The 17,735-nt window shown below is 62.0% G+C and carries 10 protein-coding genes, 2 tRNA genes and 1 pseudogene; 6 read left to right on the top strand and 7 right to left on the bottom strand.

Going from position 1 to position 17,735, the window contains the following annotated elements; translation table 11 throughout:
- The 4 genes from HGSM_RS05735 (at position 1) to tal (ending at position 4,958) form a co-directional block, all read left to right on the top strand.
- The gene (locus tag HGSM_RS05735; RefSeq protein ID WP_019147793.1) at positions 1–1,116 is read left to right on the top strand and encodes a dihydrodipicolinate synthase family protein; all 1,116 of its coding nucleotides are present in this window, start codon (positions 1–3) and stop codon (positions 1,114–1,116) included.
- Positions 1,117–1,119: 3 nt separating this feature from the next.
- On the top strand, positions 1,120–2,175 hold the full coding sequence (locus tag HGSM_RS05740) for a hydroxyacid dehydrogenase (RefSeq protein ID WP_019147794.1): 1,056 nt from the start codon (positions 1,120–1,122) through the stop codon (positions 2,173–2,175).
- 91 nt (positions 2,176–2,266) lie between these two features.
- The gene (locus tag HGSM_RS05745) at positions 2,267–3,703 is read left to right on the top strand and encodes an L-serine ammonia-lyase (protein WP_040594780.1); all 1,437 of its coding nucleotides are present in this window, start codon (positions 2,267–2,269) and stop codon (positions 3,701–3,703) included.
- A gap of 112 nt (positions 3,704–3,815) precedes the next feature.
- The gene (gene tal / locus HGSM_RS05750) at positions 3,816–4,958 is read left to right on the top strand and encodes a transaldolase (protein WP_019147796.1); all 1,143 of its coding nucleotides are present in this window, start codon (positions 3,816–3,818) and stop codon (positions 4,956–4,958) included.
- A gap of 78 nt (positions 4,959–5,036) precedes the next feature.
- Here the strand turns inward: tal and pepN are convergent.
- Positions 5,037–7,552 (bottom strand): annotated as a pseudogene (gene pepN, locus HGSM_RS05755) (aminopeptidase N).
- Between the two features lie 121 nt (positions 7,553–7,673).
- Here pepN and HGSM_RS05760 point away from each other — a divergent pair.
- A complete protein-coding gene (locus HGSM_RS05760) occupies positions 7,674–8,762 on the top strand; it encodes a tellurite resistance/C4-dicarboxylate transporter family protein (protein ID WP_019147799.1) in 1,089 nt (362 codons plus the stop codon).
- Here the strand turns inward: HGSM_RS05760 and HGSM_RS05765 are convergent.
- The 6 genes from HGSM_RS05765 to HGSM_RS05790 form a co-directional block, all read right to left on the bottom strand.
- Positions 8,710–9,099, bottom strand: coding sequence for a GNAT family N-acetyltransferase (locus HGSM_RS05765; RefSeq protein ID WP_019147800.1), 390 nt, complete (start codon positions 9,097–9,099; stop codon positions 8,710–8,712). The two genes, HGSM_RS05760 and HGSM_RS05765, sit on opposite strands and share 53 nt — an antisense overlap.
- A 10-nt stretch (positions 9,100–9,109) precedes the next feature.
- Positions 9,110–10,078 (bottom strand): pirin family protein, encoded by a 969-nt coding sequence (locus HGSM_RS05770; RefSeq protein WP_019147801.1) that lies wholly within the window; start codon positions 10,076–10,078, stop codon positions 9,110–9,112.
- A gap of 60 nt (positions 10,079–10,138) precedes the next feature.
- Positions 10,139–10,612 carry a carboxymuconolactone decarboxylase family protein gene (locus HGSM_RS05775; RefSeq protein WP_019147802.1) on the bottom strand — a complete coding sequence of 158 codons (474 nt, stop codon included), beginning with the start codon at positions 10,610–10,612 and terminating at the stop codon, positions 10,139–10,141.
- 118 nt (positions 10,613–10,730) lie between these two features.
- The gene (locus HGSM_RS05780) at positions 10,731–12,392 is read right to left on the bottom strand and encodes an MFS transporter (protein WP_019147803.1); all 1,662 of its coding nucleotides are present in this window, start codon (positions 12,390–12,392) and stop codon (positions 10,731–10,733) included.
- A gap of 233 nt (positions 12,393–12,625) precedes the next feature.
- Positions 12,626–12,702 (bottom strand) — tRNA-Val (locus HGSM_RS05785).
- 271 nt (positions 12,703–12,973) lie between these two features.
- Positions 12,974–13,050 (bottom strand) — tRNA-Val (locus HGSM_RS05790).
- Positions 13,051–13,393: 343 nt separating this feature from the next.
- Here HGSM_RS05790 and HGSM_RS13665 point away from each other — a divergent pair.
- Positions 13,394–17,635, top strand: a complete 4,242-nt coding sequence (locus HGSM_RS13665) for a YncE family protein (protein ID WP_051009685.1) — start codon at positions 13,394–13,396, stop codon at positions 17,633–17,635.
- The last annotated feature ends 100 nt before the right edge of the window (positions 17,636–17,735 follow it).

Genomic DNA, 17,735 nt, shown 5'->3' on the forward strand with positions numbered 1-17,735 from the left:
ATGGCGCAGTCTGTTCTCAACGCCCAGCCCGTACTCAACCCACAGTCCGAGCTGGCCAAGCTCCTCCACGAGGGCACCGTTATCCCAGCGCACCCACTCGCGCTCAATGCGGACCGCACTCTTGACGAGGTCCACCAGCGCGCGCTGTCGAGATACTACTTTGACGCAGGCTCAGGTGGAATCGCCGTTGGCGTACACTCCACCCAGTTCGAGATCCGTGATCATGGCATGTATAGCCCAATCCTGGAGCTGGCAGCCGAGACCGTGGATGAGTGGAACACGCAGAACCGTCCGTTCCTCAAGGTTGCTGGGGTTGCCGGCACCACCGAGAACGCGGTCGCGGAGGCTGAGATTGCCGCGGAACTGGGATACCACGCCGTGCTGTTGAGCCCACCCCGCCCAGGACCGGAGGATGACCTGTGGGGGCGTCCCGAGGAGATCGAACGCTACGCGCTCGATCGCGCTCGCGCGGTGGGAGAGGTCATGCCGGTGATCGGCTTCTACCTTCAGGAAGCGATCCGTGGCCCGCGCCTGAGCTTTGACTTCTGGCGTCAGTTTGTAGAGATTGAGTCGGTTGTCGCCGTCAAGGCTGCGCCGTTCAACAGGTACCGCACCCTCGATGTTGCGCGTGCCATTGCAGAGTCGTCGCGCCGCGACGAGGTGACTCTGTACACCGGGAACGATGACACGATCGTTCACGATCTCCTCTCAGACTTCACCTTTGATGTGGACGGGGGTCCAGTCAAGGTGAACATTCGTGGAGGGTTGCTTGGACACTGGTCTGTGTGGACGAAGCGCGCTGTTGAGATGCACCAGCAGACGCAGCGTGCTCGTGAGGGTGATCGCGGGTTGCTCTCCGACCTCATGTCCAAGGCGAACGCTGTAACAGATGCCAATGGGGCTCTGTTTGATGCGGTCAACAACTTCGCCGGTTGCATCCCCGGCGTCCACGAAATCCTGCGCCGGCAGGGACTCATGCAAGGTAGGTGGTGCCTTAATCCGCAGGAGGTTGTTTCACCTGGCCAGGTGGACGAACTCGATCGGGTGATTCGTTCCCACCCGTGGCTCACGGATGATGAGTTTGTTGCCGAGCACCTCGATGAGTGGTTGCGTTAAGCCATGGCTTCAAGCAATCACTTGGGCGGTGTTGGAACAACCGTTTTGTGTGTTGTTCCAACACCGCTTCGAGCGGAGTTCTTTGCTCCGCACACCGTCGCCTCACTGGAGGCAAGCGCGGCCGCCTTGGGCGGCCGGCTTGAATGGGCTGAGGGCGCGGATGAACTGCGCGCGATTCTCCGCGATTCTGCCGGGTCCCGTCTGACCTCTCGTGTACTGGTGTCCAGCTGGGGTTTTCCTTTCCTGGATGCCGAAACCCTAGATTGTCTGCCGGAACTTGGGTTGCTTGCTCATAGCGGCGCCACAGTTCGTCCGTTTGTGGGCGAGGATTTCTTTGCCCGAGGGCTCAAGGTCACTCAGGCTGGGGATGCCATGGGGCGCCCCGTGGCCGAGGTGGCGTTGACGTTCACGCTGTCGTTGCTGCACCAGACGCACCGGTTCAGTCACGATCTGCACGGCGGCGTTGGGTACGAGCAGTCTCAGGCAAACGCGCGCGACCAGCACGAGGTTCTGGGCGCACGGATTGGAGTGGTTGGCGCCTCGCGCACCGGGCGTCACTACATCCAGCTTGCGCTGGCCATCGGCGCCGACGTGAGCGTGTACGACCCGTTCCTGACCCAAGCGGAGGCCGACTCGCTCGGCGTGCGCAAACTGGGTCTCGAGGAACTCATGTCGACGAGCCAGATCGTAGCCGTCCACGCTCCGAGCCTTCCGGAAACTCACCACATGATTGATGCGCGCATGCTTTCGCTCATGCCGGACGGCGCCGGACTCGTTAACACTGCTCGTTCGTGGCTTGTGGATGAGCAGGCCCTTATTGCGGAGACCGCCACGGGGCGCATCGACGCCGCTGTTGACGTCTTCGACGTGGAGCCCTTTGCTGATGACCATCCGTTCCGTGCTATGCCCAACGTCCTGCTGATGCCCCACAGGGCCGCAGGTACTGTGGAGGGACGATTGCGCGGCGGAGAAATTGTCGCGCAAGAGGTTGCACGCTTTGTGCGCGGCGAGGCGCTCGTGCACGAGATTCACGAGTCTGATTTGAAGAGGATGGCCTAGTACTCACATGCGCGGGTTCAACGGCACTTTCCAGGTTGTTCGCGCCACGCGGGAGTCTCTCCCCGGCAGCGAACCGCTCGGTGCATTCGACATGTTCCGGATTGGCATTGGGCCGTCCAGCTCCCACACCGTGGGGCCGATGCGCGCAGCGTCAACGTTTGCGCGCCGGCTCCACCTTGAACCCGGAGGTTCGCCCGGCGACGTGCGAATCTCCGTATCTCTCTTTGGCTCGTTGGGTGCCACTGGTCGTGGCCACGCAACTGATAGAGCCGTCATGTTGGGGCTGGCCGGGTTTGATCCGGCCAGTGTCCCGCAGTCCGTGGTGTCCTCGATCGAGCACGCCGTCGAACTCGACGGCGTGCTGTGTTTGGACGCAGCGGGTCACGTTGGCCCATCGTGCACCTCAGATTGCCGACGATTGAGCTTCGTCCAGTCCCGCGACGTCACCTTTGAGCCTCGGACTGTTTTGCCGGGTCACCCGAACGCTTTGACGTTGCGTCTCCACAGGGCCGGTTCGGTCGCCCAAGAGGCCACGTTCTACTCGGTCGGAGGCGGCTTTGTGGTCGAGGAAGTCTCGGAGCCCGAGCACCTTGCCACGGGTGCTCCAACGCCGGCGGATTCCACGGTCACGGTTCGTGTTGAACCGCAGCCCGCGCCACTACCGTTCCAGTTCGATACTGCAGAGTCCATGGTTGCTCAGGCGAGGGAGCACGGGCTCTCAATCTCGGAGATGATGCGTCGCAACGAACTCTCGATCGCTGAGCCTTCTGCGGTGTCCGAGCAGTTGGCGGCCATCTGGCAGGCCATGGACGCATGCATCGTTTCCGGCCTATCCGGTCACGGGCACCTTCCGGGAGGGCTGCGCGTGCCCCGACGCGCACCAGCCCTACACCGAAAGCTGCGCACCGAGAACAGCGCTGCCGATCCGCTTCGCGCAATGGACTGGATCAACCTGTATGCGCTCGCGGTCAACGAGGAGAACGCAGCGGGGCACCGGGTCGTGACCGCACCAACGAACGGCGCCGCTGGGATCATTCCCGCGGTCATCAAGTACTTTGTAACGTTTGTGGCGCCCGACGAGAACCACGACGAGGACATCGAGAACTTCCTTCTCGCTGCCGCAGCGGTGGGCATCCTTATCAAGAAGAACGCTTCTATCGCCGGCGCGGAGGTAGGCTGCCAGGGCGAGATTGGAAGCGCGTGTGCGATGGCTGCCGCGGGCCTCGCCGAGGTCCTCGGAGGGACACCCGAGCAGGTCGAGAACGCCGCTGAGATCGCCATGGAGCACAACCTCGGCCTTACCTGCGACCCGATCGGTGGGCTCGTTCAAGTCCCATGCATCGAGCGAAACGCGATTGGTGCAGTGAAGGCAATCAATGCGGCTCGTATGGCCCTGCGCGGCGACGGCGAGCACACTGTGAGTCTCGACGTGGTCATTGAGACCATGCGCCAGACGGGTCTCGACATGAACGCAAAGTACAAGGAAACCTCGACGGGGGGACTCGCGGTCAACATCGTTGAGTGCTAGTGCCTCACCCTGACGGGGATGGATAGCGCTCGCCCTGCCAAGGACACGGGCGGGCGCAGTTCGTAGACTGGGAATGTTCGCGTGTTTGACGCATTCTCGGGAGGCTGACGCAATGGCGCAAGAAGCAGCGAGTGGACCTACACAGCAACTAACGGATGCTGGCACGAGCATCTGGCTCGACGACCTGTCTCGGCAACGCATCAGTAGCGGAGAACTCGCGGACCTGATGGGGAACCGCAACGTCGTGGGCATCACCACGAACCCCACCATCTTCAGCAAGGCGATAGAAGAGGGTAGGGGCTACGAGCAAACAATTGCCGACCTTGCCGCGCAGGGGATGGACGCTGAGTCCGCGATCATCGAGTTGACCACCGCGGACGTAAGAGACGCGGCGCGTATCCTGGCGCCCGTGTATGAGGCTTCGGACGGTCAGGATGGCAGGGTCTCCATCGAGGTCTCCCCAGAGCTTGCACATGACACCGAGGCAAGCATCGCGCAGGCCCTAGACCTTCACGCGCGAGTGGGCGAACCCGGGGTCATGATCAAGATTCCTGCGACGCTGGAGGGTCTACCCGCAATCACTGCGGTGATTGCCCAGGGCATCTCTGTTAATGTGACCCTGATTTTCAGCGTGGATAGGTACCTCGACGTGATTGACGCGTACCTCGAAGGCTTGGAACGAGCGTCGGCCGCGGGGCATGACCTGCGCACCATCCGCTCGGTTGCCTCCTTCTTTGTCTCGCGCGTGGATACCGAGGTGGACAAGAGGCTGGACGAGATCGGCACGCCCCAGGCGCTTGCACTTAAGGGAAAGGCAGGCATTGCTAACGCCCGGCTCGCCTACAAGGAGTTCAATGCGGTTTTTGGGGGAGAACGCGGGGAGTCCATGCGGACCGCAGGGATTCGGACGCAGCGCCCGCTGTGGGCTTCCACCGGGGTCAAGGACCCTGCATTGCGTGACACCCTCTACGTGGAGGAACTCACGGCCCCGCACACGGTCGACACCATGCCCTTTGCCACCCTTGAGGCAGTCGCTGATCATGGACACATTGGCACCGACAACATAACGCCGGGGTTTGAGGACGCCCAGATCTACTTTGACTCGTTGGCCGAGCTGGGCGTCGACTTCGCGGACGTTACCGAGCTCCTAGAGGAGCAGGGCGTACAGAAGTTCGTGGATTCGTGGCACGATCTCCTCGCCACGGTGGGGGATGCCCTCACCAAGGCTAGGGAAGGTGTGCGGGAAGACTCGTAGTCCACGCGCATGCAACAAGGATGGGCGAGAACCGGCACTGGCTGCTAGTTCTCGCCCATCAGTTAGTTTCGGCGTTTCCTACTTGGAGTGTGAAGCGTGCTCACAGGCGCGGGCCGCAACCGCACGCTGCACGTGATCGCGCTGCTCCGTGACGAGCCTGCGCAGGGCGGCCGGCGCGTGATCGTTCGCGGCTAGCCATGCTCCGCCCAGATCAGCCGTGTCGCTCGCAGGATAGAAGCCCAGGACGAGGCGACGAGCAATTTCGATCGACCGGCTAGACCACGCCTGCCCGATCAGATCGAAGTAGCGGCCAGCGTACTTAGCGGTCAGGTCCGGGCGCGCGCCGGATCCGAAACCCGCGATGGTCGCGCTCAGGTGTTCGTTCGACAGGTTTTCATCGGTCCATGCGCGTGACCACGCAGCATCCCGGACCTCGGCTGTTGGCCGGCTTGCCATGGCTTGCACAAAGTGGGTTGCGCCGGACCCTGTGTTGTCACGTTCGCGTTCCATGTTGAGCTGTACGGCGTCCACGTGGCCACGTGCGGCGAGCGCAGTGATCCACTGCCAGCGCAGCTCGTTGTCGAGCTCTAGGCCGGCTGGTCCTGGGTTGGTTCCTGCCACGATTGCGGCCATGCGCTCGGAGAGTTCATCCGTTACGGAGGCGATGTCAGCGGCCGCACGTGCCCACGCAAGTTGGCTTCCGCTACCCGGCTCGGCGCCCTCGAGGGCGGCCCAGACCGTCGAGGCCCAGGCCGCGCGAAGCTCGCCCTGGTACTCCTCGCCCACGTAGTTCTCAATCGCGTAGAACGTGTTTCCCAGAACTCCAGTCTGGACAGCAACATTGGACTCGCGCGGCGCGTGAGCGGAGACGATCTTGACGTAGCGGCTCGTGGCAAGCTCGCCGTCGCGGGTCGCATTCCACAACGAGGACCACACGAGCGCTCGGGACAAAGGCGAGTCAATCGTCGATAATCCGGTTTCCACGGCGTTCAGCGACTGGTCATCCAAACGGACCTTTGCGTAGGTCCAGTCTCCCTCGTTGAGCAGGCGCAACGCGCCTGCGGGCGCGGAAACGAGCGTGGTGGCGTCGGTGAGCGTGAGCTCACGCAGGCTGGTTGGGATGAGAGTGCTGGTGTGCGGCTCGCCGGACCAGTCAAACGTGGCCAGCTGCATGGAGTGTGGGCGCGGGGCATCCTGGGTGATTGTGAGGTCGCCCTGACCCGCATCCGTCACGGTCAGCGTGGTCACACCGGAAGTCTCGAGCCACGCGCGCGACCACTCGTGGATGTCCTTGCCGGACACCTCCTCAAGCACGCTCAGCAGGTCCTCAAGCGTGGTGTTTCCGTACTCATGGCGGCGGAAGTAGCGGCGTGCGGCCTCAAAGAAGGCCTCCTCGCCAACGTATGCGACCAACTGCTTCAGGACCGAGGCACCCTTGGCATAGGTGATGCCGTCAAAGTTCAGTTTGGCGGCCTCAAGGTCCGTAATATTTGCGACGATCGGGTGGGTCGTGGGGAGTTGGTCCTGCTGGTAGGCCCATGCCTTGCGTCGGTTAGCAAACGAGACCCAGGCGTCAGTGAAGGACGTTGCCTGTGCGGAGGCATGCGCTCCCATGTAGTCCGCGAAGGACTCCTTAAGCCACAGGTCGTCCCACCAGCGCATGGTGACAAGGTCGCCGAACCACATGTGCGCCATCTCATGCAGGATCGTGTTCGCGCGGGCCTCGTGCTGGGCACGGGTGGACGCGCCACGGAACACGTAAGACTCCGTGAACGTGACGAGACCCGGGTCTCCATGGCGCCGAGGTTGTACTCGGGCACGAAAATCTGGTCGTACTTGCCCCACGGGTACTCGTAGTCAAATGCGGTGGTGAAGAAGTCGAGGCCCTGCTTGGTGACCTCGAAGATTTCGTCCGCGTCGAGGTGTTCCGCGAGCGAGGCACGACACAGCACACCGAGGTCCACTTGCTGCGCGCTGTTGCTCCAGTGCGAGTCCACGCGGTGGTAGGGGCCGGCCGTCACGCATGTGATGTAGCTCGAGATCGGCTTGGTCTGCGCGAACTGGACCCGCTGGGTGGTCTCGGTGGTGGTGATGTGTGTGGCCACGCCGTTGGACAGGACGGACCAGCCCAGGGGAGCGGACACAGTGAAGGAGTAGGCGGCCTTAAGGTCAGGCTGCTCAAAGCAGGCCATGACCCGGCGGGAGTCCGCAGGCTCGTACTGGGTGTACAGGTAGGTTTGGCCGTCAGCGGGGTCCACGTAGCGGTGCATGCCCTCACCCGAGCGCGAGTAGGCTGCGGTGGCTCGCACCTCCACCACATTGTGTTCGGCGAGCCCTGAAAGGGCGATGCGGGCGCCATCCCAATCCACGTCAACGCCGTGGCCGTTCAGCGTCACGGACTCAACGGACTGCCCTATGAAGTCGATCCAGGTCTCGGTGGTGGTGGAATCAAAGGTCAGCGTGGAGAGAGTGGAAAATCCGGTGACCTGTGGGTCTGGGGCGCCGGTGAGGTCAAGGTCAACGGCGATGGACTTAAGTGAGATGGCGTGCGACCGCGCTGCGGCCTCTTCACGCCCAAGGTTTGCAGAACTCATGCCTTCAATGATGGCACCAATTCGGTGGGGGGTTAGATTTCCTGTGCCAGTTGAGGAGTGCACCCGAGCGCAATACGGTCTAAGAGACGTCCGTAAGTGGAGGTCGGGAGAGGGGACTGAGATGAACGCTTCAACTCAGGTGGGCTGGCGCGGCCTGCCCTATGGGACCGCGCTAGAGAAACTCTCCCCTGGGTACTTTGCGCTCGTGATGGGGACGTCGATCATGTCGGTGGGCTTTCACCTAACCGGGTTTGAGGTCCTATCCGAGGTGCTTCTGGTCATAGCAGTGATTGCGTACGTAGTGCTGTGGGTCTTGTTCATCGCGCGAGCCGCGATCTTCCGCGCCGAAACGACGTCTGACATCCGCAACCCCGAAAAGGCGTTCGCTTACTTCACCATCGTTGCCGGAACCGACGTGTTGGGGGTGCGGCTCGTGTACCAAGGGTATGCGGGTGTGGCTGTGGTTCTCTTCATGGTGGGGGCGCTCCTGTGGTTCGTATTCGGCTACCTATTGCCCCGGCAGGTGCTCATGACGAGGGACGGGCTGCCCATCCTCGCCCGCACCAACGGAACCTGGTACATCTGGTCCGTGGCGAGCCAGTCGCTAGCTATTGGCATGACCGCGTTGCGCCCACACTTTGACGGAGAGGCGCGCTGGATCGGAATCATCGCCGTCATGTCCTGGTCCGTTGGTGTTGCCCTGTACATCGGGGTGAGCGTGCTCGTGGCCCTGCGGATCATTCACCATGGCGTGACGCCGGCGCAGTTCGAGCCGCCATACTGGGTGGCGATGGGCGCCATGGCCATCGCCGTGGTCGCAGGCTCGAACATCGTGGCAATGGAATCCACGCCCATGGTCGACGCGGTGCGCGACCTCGTGTCAGGAACCGTGGTCGTGTTCTGGTGTTTCGCGGCCTGGCTGATTCCGATGCTGCTAGGTGCCGGAGTGTGGCGGCATGTGCTCAACAAAGTTCCGTTGACCTACGTCCCCACGCTGTGGTCCATGGTGTTTCCCATGGGAATGTTCGCTGTCGCCTCGATCAACATCGGTCGGGTCGACGCGCTGCCAGTGGTCGAATCTATTGGCTACGGGGCCCTCGTGGCCGCATCAGTAGTGTGGCTCTTCGTGTTCGTGGCGATGTTGAGGGGAATCGTGCTTATGGCAATTCGGCAACGGCACGCAAGTGCCGTGAATCTGGCCGTATCGTGATCGCCGCAAACTCGGGGTGGCGGGGCAGCCACGCGGCGATGTACGGGCACACCGGCACTACCCGGTAGCCGTGGGAAGTGATGGAATCGAGCGCTCCCTTGGCCAGCACTGATGCCAAGCCGTGGCCCTCATAACTCGGGTCGACCTCCGTGTGAACGAGGACCCTTTCCGTGGCATCGGCGCCCCGGACGTCCACATAGTCGATGAGGCCCGCCTGGATGACCTGCGACTCACCGCCGGGTTCGGCTCGTGAGATTGCTTCCTCGTCGCCTACGTCAACCAGGATGTAGCGCGAGTTTGCTGCGTCATCGAGAACGTGAAACTGCTGGTACGGCATGGTGTGCTCCTTAGGCGAGGGGGCGAGAGTTATTGGCCGGCCGCGACGAGGCCCGAGGCTTCAGCCGAGTATTGGGTAGAACGGGAGCGGGAAGGGCCGCGGGCTGGCCGGATGGAAACTTACCAAAGAGTCGCGGCAGGGAATCGTGGCCCGGCGCTAGCGGCTCAAACCCCATTTCCTCCTGGTAGCGTGCTCGATACTCCACGATCTCCTCATGGCTGCGGCCCACGAAGTTCCACCACATCACGATCGACTCACCAAGCGGCACCCCGCCGAGCAGCAACACGCGGGTGGTCTGCGGCCCGGCCTCAAACTCCAGGGTTGTGGAACCCGTTGGAATGACCGCAACCGCACGCTGCGGAACTTCGACGCCACCCACCTTGATGGGACCGTCCTCGGCCAGCAGAGCGTACTCAAAATCGTCGCGAATAGAAAAGGACACAGACGAGCCGCCGGACATGCGCAGTTCCGCACCCAGGAGGTCACCCGTACGGGTGACCACAGGAGAGACGGAACCGAACAGCTCACCGATGAACACTCGGGCAGTGAGCGGGCCGAACGAAACGGGCTCGGGAACGTAGTTCACAAACCCGTTGGGGGAGTGACGGGACTGCTCGGGCAGCGCGTACCAGAGTTGGACGCCGTGCAGCTCACCCGAACCGTGTGCGGAGATCTCCTGGTGCGTGATCCCGCTGCCCGCGATCATGAGGTTCAGTTCGCCGGGGCGGACGCGCGCAGTGTTACCGCCCGAGTCAACGTGGTCGATCTCACCGCTGAACAGCCACGACACGGTTGCAAGACCGGTGTGAGGGTGGCGCGGCACGACCATCCCACCCGTCTTAGCAACGTCGTTCGGGCCGTAGTGGTCCAAGAAGCACCACGCACCCACAAGGGACCGGGTCTTGTGGGGGAGTGCCCGATACACGGTCAGGGCGCGAGGGCCGCCGAGCGGCACCTCGCGCGGCTCAAGGACCTCCACTGTGGCGCACGGATCCCCCCGTGCGCAGGACGGTCTCGTTCGGCGCGCGCTCGAGGTTTGTCATCTGATCACTTTGCCCTCGGCGTCCCTAGGGCGGACCGGGTGATGGGACAGGATCGAGATGCGGTTGAACATGTTGATTGCGGTGGCAATCCACTCCGCCACGGCGAATGCGTCATCGCCGAGAACGGCCTGCGCTGCTGCGAGTTCCGTCCTTGATGCTGGCGTGAGCGGAAGCACGGTTGCGGCCTCAGCAATGCTGAGCATCGCCACCTCGCGAGCGGTGAACGCCGTGGATTCGCGCCACGCAGGAATGAGGTCAAGCTTCTGTTGGGGGATTCCTACTGCCCGCGCCTCACGCGCGTGCAGGTCGAGGCAGAACGCACAGCCGTTGAGCTGAGAGGCCCTCACCTTGAGGAGTTCGGACTCTGTGTCGGGCAGACCAACCTCCTGCGCCGCCTGGGTGATTGCGGCCGAGAGCTGCTCAGCGGCCTTCCACACCGAGGGCTGAGCCTTGTCCATGTAAATCGCCATGCGGAAGTCTTCTCCTTCGAAGCCGGTGGATGTTCCCTTGAGAGTACCGTGCGAATGCCAGTCTTGACCGGTTGGAGCCCCGGCGGTGGGGAGCGGGGCCTGTGAGCGGACGTGGGACCTATTCGGCGGCCCGGCGAAGACGCGCTGCCCCGATAAATCCGAAGATGAGGAACAACGTAGCCACGAGCAAAGACCAGCGGGTCGATGTGGCGAACCCGTCCACGAGGGCGTCCACGGCGCTCGCGGTCTGCCCTCCCAGCGGGCTTTGCGCGTCCTGCGCCCGCAACTGAAGGATTGTCGAGCCAGCGGACTGGCGAGTCTGCTCGGTCAACTGTGTGGCGGCCTGGCCGGTGAAGCCTGCCTTCTCTAGGGCGTTGGGTAGGTTGATGCCGAGCGCCACGGACAGCGCTGCTCCTGCGAAGGCCGTTCCCAGGGCCGAGCCGATCTGCCGCACGGTGGACTGCGTGGCCGAGGCCTGACCGGAGGCAGTGACGGGGACATCGCGCAGCACGGTGCCGGTCAGCTGCGCGGAAGCAAGCCCGAGCCCCAATCCGTACACGATGAGTGGAATAGCCACGAGCCAGGCGGGAGTGGTGCTGCGAATGAGGAGGACGAGGGCGAGGACACCCACAACCTCCAGACCAAGGCCGATAAGGACAGTCCCAGGTGATCCATATCGGGCGGCGATATGGCGGGCGGCAGCGCCCGAAAGGAACGCGCCCACCGCCATGGCCGCCAGAACGAGGCCCGCTCCCATGACGCTCAGTCCGAGGGCGTTGATAAGGAACAGCGGCAGCACAAAGATGATCGCGAACTCGCCTACGGCCACCATCGCGGCAGTCGCGTTGCCCCAGTTGAACGTTGGGAAGGTGAAGATGCCCAAGTCGAGGATCGCGGACCGATTCACGCGTGCGCGGTGGCGTTCCCACCTGATGAACAGCGCGAGGGCGACGGCCGCGACGAGTAGTGCTACCGGAACGATCGAGATTGCCGAGTCCTTGGACCACGTCAGGCCGAGCGCGTTGAGGTCTGCCTTGGGCTTCCACCAGCCCAAGTCGGGGCCCTCGATGACCGCAAACACGAGGGCACCAAACCCGATCGCGCTCAGCATCGCTCCGTCCACGTCAGCGCCGCGAGCAGGCTTGCCGCCACGGGTCTCCGGGACGGAGCGCGCGGCCAGGATAACCACGATGAATCCGAGTGGAATGTTGACCAAGAAGATCCAGTGCCACGACGCGTACTGGGTGAGCGCGCCACCCGCCAGTGGGCCAATTGCTGCCGCACCGGAGATGACTGCGCCCCACACACCGAACGCAGCGGCCCGATACTTTCCTCGGAACACGGCATTCACTGTGGACAGAGTGGAAGGCATGATGAACGCTGCACCCACGGCCTGGACCGCGCGTGCGGCGATTAGTGGGCTCGCTGCGCCCGCAGTAGCGGCGTAGGTGCTACCTGCAACAAAGATGGTGAGTCCAACAAGAAACATGCGCTTCCGGCCCCATCGGTCCACCAATTTGCCGGTGGACAGCAGGAGTGCAGCGAGGATGACCGCATACAGGCTGTTGACCCACTGGGCGTCCGTTAGATTGAGGTTCAGGTCCCGGATGATCTCGGGGAGAGCCACGCCAACGATAGTTCCGTCCAGGACAATGAGTCCCAGCCCTGTGGAGAGAACCGCAAGAGCGAGCCATTCCTTACGGGTGGGGACATGGACTGCATCGGGAACGGCACTCGAGGCTGGCTGGTTACCTGCAGGCTGATGTGGCTCGTTGCGCATGCTGTCATCATTTCCCCGTGCAGCTCAGAGTGCAACAAGAATGCGCGCTTGAACACCAAGATCAATCGAACGGATGATTATTGATCCGTTCGATGTGGGTGAGGGTTGGGTGGGTGGCAGGAAAGACTCTCGACGATCGAGCCGGCAACCCCAGCAACCGCAGTTCCAGCCGCGAACGGTCTCGTCGAGGCATGGCAAAAGGGTCAGACCTGATGGTCTGACCCTTTTGTTTCTGGTGGGCCCAGAGGGACTCGAACCCCCGACATCCACGGTGTAAACGTGGCGCTCTAGCCAACTGAGCTATAGGCCCTTTCCGATGCCGTGCTGTGCACTGCAACGAAGAAAACATTACATGGTTTTGGGTGCGGTCACCTAGTTGGGCGTGTGTAGCCTTCGTCACCGTCGCGGCTGATCCGCTTCGCTCACCCTGGCCCCACCACCCCACACCCGTACTCCCATCGAACGGATGATTATGGATCCGTTCGACACTGAACGGATCCATAATCATCCGTTCGATGCCCCGCACATTGTGCTTGTGGTACGCAAAAGGGCCAGACCTGATGGTCTGACCCTTTTGTTTCTGGTGGGCCCAGAGGGACTCGAACCCCCGACATCCACGGTGTAAACGTGGCGCTCTAGCCAACTGAGCTATAGGCCCTGGACGCGTGAACTGCGCAAATGAGCGCGTTGTTCAGCGGTGGAAACGTTACACGAGTTGGCGCTCTGACACAAAATGATGGAACCATTCGGACCAATAAACCAAATCCACTCGGGTGAAATATGGCCTAGACCACTGAATGCTTCACGGTTGTTGACTTTCCTTTCGGCGTCGGGTTGCATGGTGTGCAGGAAAAAACAGCGGTGTTTGGTCCTGCCGAACCGTTGGTTCGGATGTCCTGCAATCGCAGTCGCCAGCTCCAGCTCACAGTTTGCTGCTGCGCACCGAAAGCATGGGGAGTGAGCACAACGGCGCCAAAGGCGGCGCCAGAAGGAGTGTTTGAATGTCTCGTTCTCAACGCGCATCCATACGCGTTCTCGCCACGGCTACAGCTCTGGGGCTCCTTGCCTCCGCAGCCGTGCCAGCGGCGACCGCCGCAAGCCAAGAAGGCGCGGCTAACGGCATCACTGATCTTGGTCCGCTCATGGGTGGCAAAGCCAACATGCAGCACGCGGCCTTTGGTGTCGAGGGTGAAACTAACGTCGCCTACCTCGTGTCCAACCGCGCCTCGGGGGATTCCGGCAATGTGGTGCTCTCAGTGATCGACTATGACAAGGGCGTCCTGTTGCGCACGCGCGTTCTGCCCGGCGTGACCGGTGTGGAGCGCGTGCACGTGGCCAAGGACGGAAACGTCTACATGTCCGCGCTCAAGACCGGCGGAAATGCCCTGTGGCAGTACTCGCCAACCACATCGTTGGTCAAGGAAGTTGCAACCTACCTGCCATACGGGCGCCAGATCACGAGCGACGAAAACTCTGTGGTGTACGTGGGCGCCCACGGTGGGCTATCCAAGGCGCAGCTGATTAGTTACAACCCCGCCACGGATAAGACCGAAGTCCTTTCACTCGGTGAAGCGCCAACCGCACGCGCCGCAGTCCATGCAAACGGGTCCGTGTACGCCTCCATCGACAACGGTGCAGAGCGCTACATTGCGCAGTACGACGTCGAGACCGGCGCTGTCACCAAACTTGCGGACACGGCACTGACCGCTTCGGTCAACACCATGGCAAAGTTCGGTAACTGGCTTGCCGTGCTCGATGGTCCAAGCATCCGCTTCCTGAACCTGGTCACGCACACGTGGGCCATCAACTCCGATGGCACCGAACACAAGATCCCAGGCGTGTTCTTTGGCGAGTCCGAAGACCGGGACGGCAAGATCGTGGTCAGTTCCGCTGGAAAGTTCGTTGTTCTCGACGGTACGCAGCCTGACAGGGTTGTCACAACCCCAACCAGCATCGCGTTCTCCGCGAACACCATTCGTGGCGTGAAGTGGTCTGGCACCTCAGGCACTGATGCTTTCCTCACCGTGCAGAACTCCGGGCACATCTCCCACTTCGACATCGCCACGGGCAAGCAGACAAATATCAACCCGATCCAGCAGCACAACTCGCATCCAATGGGTTCGCTGGGCAAGACATCGAACGGAAACCTGTACTCCGCGTCAACTCTGAGCGGCGCTGGGGTCATCTTTAACTCCGCCACCGCGGCGGTCACGTCCCGGGATGGCTTGGGTCAGTTCTCGGCCTCGACCTCGGTTGGCGCACTTGACTATGTGGTGAACGGGGCGGGCGCGGTTGCTCGCATTACGGTTGAGGCCGGTGGCGCACCGGAGGACATTTACACCCCTGCAGCCGGATTCAAGGTAGTTGACTTGGTGGCGGCTGGCAGCCAGCTCGTGATCCTCTCATCAAATGGTTCGAACTCCGCGATTCACGCCTATAACCCCACGAGCGGTGCGGTCCGCGAGATTTCGGGGGTCCCTGCCGGTATCCAGGTCACCTCGGGACACACTGCCGGCCCGCTGACATACGTATCGGCCCACGGGGCCTCGGGGGCTCAGCTCATCGCCGTCAACGTGGCTGATGGTTCGGTGGTCCGTTCACTTCCAGTGACCGACTCCGGCGCTCCCGTCGCGTCACTCTCCGGGCTGAGCAGCCCGAACGGAACCGATCTTTGGGCAACCGCCGGGGACTCGGTGGCGCGCATCGACGCCTCCACCGGAAAGCTCGCGCAGACGACCTCGTTCGCTGAGGCCCTCGGCTCGACCGACCCCTCGGACCTCAAGGAAACTCACTGGTACGGCAAGACCCTGTTCATCGGTGACGAGAGTGGTGTTGCCTCGTTCGACCGCTCGTCGTCGCAGGTCACACAGCACATCTCTGCCGACGAGATGGTCACCGCATGGCAGTTGGTTTCCGGTGCGGACAGCGCTGGACTCTACTTCCTCAGCGGCGCAAACAGCGCCAACTTGCGCACCAGCCCGGTCACGTTTGATCCGGATGCCGGTGGCCAGGACCCAGGCGAGGTCGGCCCGGTTGTCCCCACCATGCCGGGCGTCGAGTTTGGTGAGGAAACCTCAGTGGGTATCCCTGTTGCCGTTGCCTCGATCGTGGACATGGCGTTCGGTGAACTGGATGGCCGCAAGGTCGGTTACACCGCTACCTCGTCCGACGGTTCGCTCCTCAACGTCATCGATGTCGAGGAAAACAAGTACATCAAGTCGGTCCTCATGCCATCGGTCATCCAGGTGTGGAAGCTCGAGATCGCACCAAACGGCAAGGTCTATGTTGCCGCGATCGGCAAGAACGAGGAGGGCCAGCAGCGCGGCGAACTCTGGATCTACGATCCAGTGACGAACGCCGTTGAGATGGCTGGTGTGGTCCCCGGCGCCAGTTCGTCGTGGTCCATGGTGATTGACGACGATTCTAACGCCTACATCGGCACCTACAAGACTGGTGAAGTGGTCAAGTATGACCAGAGCACTGGCTCGTTCCAGCGTTTCGGTCAGGTTGAGGGGCAAGAGTACGTCCGCTCGATTGAGTACCACGACGGCTACGTATATGCGGGTACCGGTACCAAGGGTTCCGTGGTCAAGATTGACGTGAGCGATCCAACCAAGCGTGAGCGAATCTCGGATCCGCTTCTCGAGCTCTTTGGCGTGAGTGAACTTCCTTGGGCTTACGACATGCAGAAGGTCGGGAACTGGCTGCTGGTGAACTTCACTGGTGACCTCTCCGCAACTGCGTTCTACAACCTTGAAACGGGCGAATGGGCCACAAACCCTCTGATGAAGTCCACTATTCCAGGAACCCCAACGCAGAACGGTAACCCAGGCTTCACGCAGCTGGCACCCAAGGGCGACAAGGTCTACTTGACCTACAACGGCACCATCGCCGAGGTTGACCTCTCAGGTGCACAGCCGTCTTACAAGGCGATGGGTGTTCCGTTTGGCCTCGGAATGCGTGGCCAAACCTGGGCTGACCTGTCCTCCCTGGGTCATGCTGGGGAGTGGCTTGTGACGGCGAGCCGCCAGGGCCCGCTGCGCGCACTCAACCTGGAAACTGGCCAGGGCATCTCGCTTCCTTCAGTCATCCAAACCGACTCCGGAACTCCGCTGCACTCGATCAACGAGAACGCTGACGGCGGCCTGTACTTTGTCACCTATCCTGCGGGAACGGGTGCGGAGTACAACACCAAGACCGGTGAGTTCCAGCGCTTCCCGGCCGAGCAGGCTGAGTCGATGCTGACAGTTGGAGATGCCACCTACTTCGGCGTGTACCCTGGCGGTCACATCGAGAAGGTTGTCAAGGACTCGACCGGGCGTCCGCAGATCTCCAAGCTTTTCACCATCGGTGAGGACCAGGACCGTCCGTACCACATGGTCGAAAGCAATGGAAAGCTCTTCATCGGCTCCATTCCGGGCTACGAAAAGCACCAGGGTGCTCTCACAATCTACGATCTCGAAACCGGAGAAAAAACGGTAGAAAAGGGAATCGTCGAGAATCAGAGCGTGATCGGCCTAGCCGTACGCGACAACATGGTTTGGGGTTCGACCACGGTAGTGGGCGGACTGGGCGCAGATCCGATCGCAACCGAGGCCAAACTGTTCAAGTATGACGCTGCCACCGGAACTAAGGTCGGCGAGTACTCGCTCAACCTGCCGGGTGGGCAGAAGCCAAAGCACATCTCGGCTCTTTCGTTCGGTCCTGACGGAAACCTATGGGGAACCACCGACGGCTACGTGTTTGTGGTGAACCCAGACACGATGGAACTGGTCAGCGAGAAGACCAAGAACATCTACCCGGAGGTCACGCGCTACGGAATGTGGCGTCCGATGAGCTACGAGTGGCACGAAGGTCTGCTTTACATGAACGTTGCCTCGCGCCTCACCGTCATCAACCCGGACACGATGGAGCACCGTCAACTGACGCCGAAGGGCGAGGAGATCGCTCGCTTCACCATCGCTGATCTGGCACCAGGTCTTTTGGACGAGGCCACGGGGGAGGCCACTGAAGGTGTTCCCACCGAGACCTCGAACGGCCTGTACTTCTTTGGCAACGCCAAGTCTGACACCCTGCGGGTCATCCCGATGATTGAGGAAGTCAAGACTCCAGTTGAGCCAGAGAAGTGCCGCCCCGGAAAGGGAAACGGCAACGCCTGGGGCCACGACAAGGGCAACGGCCCGAACGATAACGCCTGCAAGCCCGGCAAGGGCCAAGGCAACGGTAAGGGCAACGGCAAGTAGCCGCTGAACCTTAACCACGTGGTCATGGCGACACCGTTCACGTGACCAGGACGTTCACACGTCCGCACTGCGACCGCGCACCGACTCTCGGTGCGCGGTC

This window comes from Timonella senegalensis JC301, from assembly GCF_000312125.1.
In the GTDB taxonomy this organism is placed as follows: domain Bacteria; phylum Actinomycetota; class Actinomycetes; order Actinomycetales; family Cellulomonadaceae; genus Timonella; species Timonella senegalensis.